This window comes from Luteitalea sp. (genome assembly GCF_044337415.1).
Taxonomy (GTDB): Bacteria; Acidobacteriota; Vicinamibacteria; order Vicinamibacterales; family Vicinamibacteraceae; genus Luteitalea.
On record NZ_JBIINP010000297.1, the window covers coordinates 1 to 4,095 of the forward strand.

Genomic DNA, 4,095 nt, shown 5'->3' on the forward strand with positions numbered 1-4,095 from the left:
CGGGGCGTAGACGACGAGCAGGAGGATCGCCGACGCGGCCGACAAGGTGAGCGCGAGGTTCTTGTCGCCGAGGACGCGCACCACCTGCACGAGCCAGTCCGGCAGGCCGCGGCTACCGGCCTCGAGGGCCGAGTCCGCGCTGATGAGGATCACCGGCAGGAGGATCGGCAGGAGGGACAGCACGAGGGGCGGCAGCCGTCGGGCGCCGGCGAGCATGGCCGACGCCTCGGGCGTCTCGACCTCGCCAGCCGGCCCGCTGCGTACCTCGAGCGGCCAGCGCCGATCCGCGTAGCGCGCATACCCGTAACCGGCAAGGGCGGCGATCGTCGACACGATCAGGCCCTGCTGCATCATCAGCGCGATGTCGATGCCCATCGCCTGCGCAACGAACAGCGGCCCCGGCGTGGGCGGCACCAGCGAGTGGGTCATCGTGGCGCCGGCGACGATGGTCATCACGAACAGCAGGTAGTTGCGCCGGGTCTCGCGCCACATCGCCTTGGCGAGCGGCAGCAGCAGGTAGAACACCGCCTCGGCAAACATCGGGATGCCCAGGAGCAGGCCGCTGCCGAGGAAGGCGAATGGCGTGCGCGACGGCCCGAGCGCGTTGCGGAGCGAGACGACGATCCGCTCGGCGCCGTGGGCGGCCATCAGGCAGCCGCCGAGGATCGAGGCCATCGCGATGAGGATGCCGATGTCGAGGGCCGTCCGGCCGAAGCCGGCCGCCACGCGCTCGCCGATGGTGTCGCCGGAGGCCCGCGCCGCGGCCTTCGCCGCCGCGTCGGTCGCCACCCATGCGCCCGGGATCACGGCCGTGGGCGCGTCGGGGACGACGTCGAGGGCGGTCTCGGCGCCGGGCGCACCGAGCGTGGTGACGGTCGCCGACCCCACGCGCACCGGTGGCGCGCCGGGGTCGAGGCGAAAGACGCCGTACGCGACGCCGGTCTTCAACTGCCCCGGCCGGGCCAGGCCCATCGCATGCCCGTCGGGCGCCACGTGGTCGATGCGCACGGCCTCCCGCGAGAGCTCGTAGCGCTCGACCGCGGGCGACGGCGTGAGGGCCGCCACGGCGAGGGCAGCCACGATGAGCGTGAGGAAGGCGTGCAGGCGGAAGGCCAGCACCCCCGTGATCACGATCGCGAGGGCAACCGCCAGGATCAGCAATGGACTCAAGAGGCGGTTAGCGTAGACTTCCGACGCGCAATTTTCCAGTCATCCCATGCCGGACGCCCGAGATCCTTCCCGCCTCCGCTCCCAGCGCTGGTTCGCGCCGGACGACCTCCGCAGCTTCGGGCACCGCAGCCGCCTGCGGCAGTTGGGCTACTCGGCCAACGACGCCGAGGGGCGGCCGGTCATCGCGATCCTCAACACGTGGAGCGACCTGCAGCAGTGCCACGGGCACTTCCGCGAGCGCGCCGAGGACGTCAAGCAGGGCGTGTGGCAGGCGGGCGGCTTCCCCGTCGAGATGCCGGTGCTGTCGCTGTCGGAGATGTTCGTCAAGCCGACGGCGATGTTCTACCGCAACCTGCTGGCGCTCGAGGTCGAGGAAATCCTGCGGTCGCACCCCATCGACGGCGTGGTGCTGCTGGGCGGCTGCGACAAGACGGTGCCCGGGCTGCTGATGGGCGCCATCTCGATGAACCTGCCCGCCATCTTCGTGCCCGCCGGGCCGATGCTCGCGGGCCGCTTCCGCACCGAGCGCCTCGGCAGCGGCACCGACGTGTGGAAGTACTGGGCCGAGCGCAAGGCCGGCAACCTCGACGAGTGCGCGATGCGCCAGATCGAGGAAGGCATCTCGCGCTCGCCCGGCACGTGCATGACGATGGGGACGGCGTCGACGCTGGCGTCGATCGTCGAGGCGATGGGGATGACGTTGACGGGCGCGGCATCGATCCCGGCCGTGCACTCGGCGCATGCGCGCATGGCGATGGCCGCGGGCAAGCGCGCCGTGGATCTGGTCTGGGAGGACCTGCGTCCATCGTCGATTCTCACCGCCGATGCCTTCCGCAACGGGGTGGTGACCGACATGGCGATCTGCGGGTCGACCAACGCGATCATCCACCTGATCGCGATGGCACGGCGCGCGGGGGTGCCGCTCACCATCGAGGACTTCGACCGCACCTCGCGCGAGGTGCCGGTCATCTGCAACCTGCGGCCGGCTGGCGAGTTCCTGATGGAGGACTTCCACGACTCGGGCGGCGTGCCGGCGCTGCTCTCGCGCCTGCGCGACCACCTGTCGCTCGACTGCCGCACCGTGTCGGGCCGCACGCTGGGCGAGGCCATCGCGAATGCCGAGGTGCTCTCGGATGAGGTGATCCGCCCGATCGACCGTCCGCTGGCGCGTGCCGGCGGCACGTTCGTGCTGCGCGGCAACCTCGCGCCCGACGGCTGCGTGATCAAGCCGACGGCGGCCGAGCCGCGGCTACTGAAGCACACCGGGCCGGCGATCGTGTTCGCGTCGTACGGCGAGATGAAGGTACGCATCGACGCCGACGACCTCGACGTGACGCCCGACCACGTGCTCGTGCTGCAGCAGGCCGGGCCGGTGGGCGCGCCGGGCATGCCCGAGTGGGGGATGCTGCCGATTCCGAAGAAGCTGCTGCAGCAGGGCGTGCGCGACATGGTGCGCATCTCGGACGCGCGGATGTCTGGCACCAGCTACGGCACGTGCGTGCTGCACGTGGCGCCGGAGTCGGCGATCGGCGGGCCGCTGGCGCTCGTGCGCGATGGCGACCTGATCGAGATCGACGTCGAGGCGCGCCGCATCCACCTGCACGTGAGCGACGAGGAACTCGCCACGCGCCGCGCGGCCTGGACGCCGCCGCCGCGCCGCTACGAGCGCGGCTACAGCCGCTTGTTCCTGGATCAGACGTCGCAGGCGCCCGACGGCTGCGACTTCACGTTCCTCGAAGGCACGGCGCCGACGCCGGAGCCGGACATCTATTGAACCTGGCAATTTGAAATCGGAACTTCGAAATGCTCGACGACGTCGGGCATTTGAGTCATCGCATGATCACATCGCCACTGACCGCTGACTGGTTCGATCGTTCCGTGATGGCTGTGCCGCCGATGGCGCGTGCGGTTGATCGTTCGCTGGCCGAGGAGGCCAACGGGCGGATCATCCGCCATCTCGAGGACGGGGGCGTGCGCCTGCTGCTGTATGGCGGCAACGCGAACTTCTACCACCTGCCGCTGGCCGAGTACGACGCGGCGCTGTCGATGCTGGCGCGGCTCGCCGGGAACGACACGCTGGTCGTCCCTTCGGCCGGACCGACGTATGCCTTGCTGATCGAGCAGGCGAAGACACTGCGTCGGCACGCCTTTCCCGCGGTGATGGTGCTGCCGCAGCGCGGCATCACGACGAGCCAGGGCGTGGCCGAGGCGATCCGCGAGTTCTCGCAGGCCGCCGGCGTGCCCGTCATCGTGTACGTGAAGGACGATGGGTACATCGAGCCGGAGGAGATCGCGGCGCTCGACAAGGAGGGCGTCGTCGCGGCGGTCAAGTACGCCGTGGTGCGGCCGGACACGGGCACCGACCCGTACCTGCGCAAGCTCGTGTCGCTGGTGGACACGCGCAAGATCATCAGCGGCATCGGCGAGCAGCCGGCGATCGTGCACGTGCGCGACTTCGGACTCGGCGGGTTCACGAGCGGGTGCGTGTGCGTGGCCCCGGCGCTGTCGCAGCAGATGTTGGCCGCCGTGAAGCGCCAGGACTGGGCCGAGGCCGAGCGCATCCGGGCCATCTTCACGCCGCTCGAGGACCTGCGCAACGGCATCAACCCGATCCGCGTGCTGCACCGCGCGGTCGAGGGCGCCGGTATCGCGGCGACCGGGCCGCTCCTCCCGATGCTGACCACCGTGGGCGCGGAGCACCACGCCGCCATCGACGCGGCGGCCAAGGCGCTGTTGGCGCACCGGTAGGGCGGCGTGTCCCACGCCGCCGCTATCCGTTCACGGCGCGGTAGGGACACCGCGCCCTACCTGTTGGCGAGGGGCCACCGCGCTTTGGCTCTGGCCTTCGCATTCCCGGCATCGCGGCATCGCGGAATTGACTGCGCCGAGGGCCGGTGTCAGACAAGGCCGGCCCGAGGCGTCTCC

General features: G+C 70.8%; 3 protein-coding genes. 2 read left to right on the forward strand and 1 reads right to left on the reverse strand.

All coding sequences use genetic code 11. The annotated features are described in order from the left end of the window. On the reverse strand, positions 1-1,170 hold a 1,170-nt coding region (locus ACIRDX_RS21225), incomplete at its 3' end, for a GntP family permease (RefSeq protein WP_396627429.1). Positions 1,171-1,216: 46 nt separating this feature from the next. On the opposite strand from ACIRDX_RS21225, the gene araD reads away from it, so the two are divergent. Next, positions 1,217-2,944, forward strand: coding sequence for an L-arabinonate dehydratase (gene araD, locus ACIRDX_RS21230; RefSeq protein WP_396627430.1), 1,728 nt, complete (start codon positions 1,217-1,219; stop codon positions 2,942-2,944). A 62-nt stretch (positions 2,945-3,006) separates the two neighbouring features. Next, the gene (locus ACIRDX_RS21235; protein WP_396627431.1) at positions 3,007-3,918 is read left to right on the forward strand and encodes a dihydrodipicolinate synthase family protein; all 912 of its coding nucleotides are present in this window, start codon (positions 3,007-3,009) and stop codon (positions 3,916-3,918) included. Positions 3,919-4,095: the final 177 nt, after the last annotated feature.

Bases quoted from the DNA above. Each gene is read 5' to 3' on its own strand.
- araD (WP_396627430.1), top strand. From the start codon at position 1,217: ATGCCGGACGCCCGAGATCCTTCCCGCCTCCGCTCCCAGCGCTGGTTC.
- ACIRDX_RS21235 (WP_396627431.1), top strand. From the start codon at position 3,007: ATGATCACATCGCCACTGACCGCTGACTGGTTCGATCGTTCCGTGATG.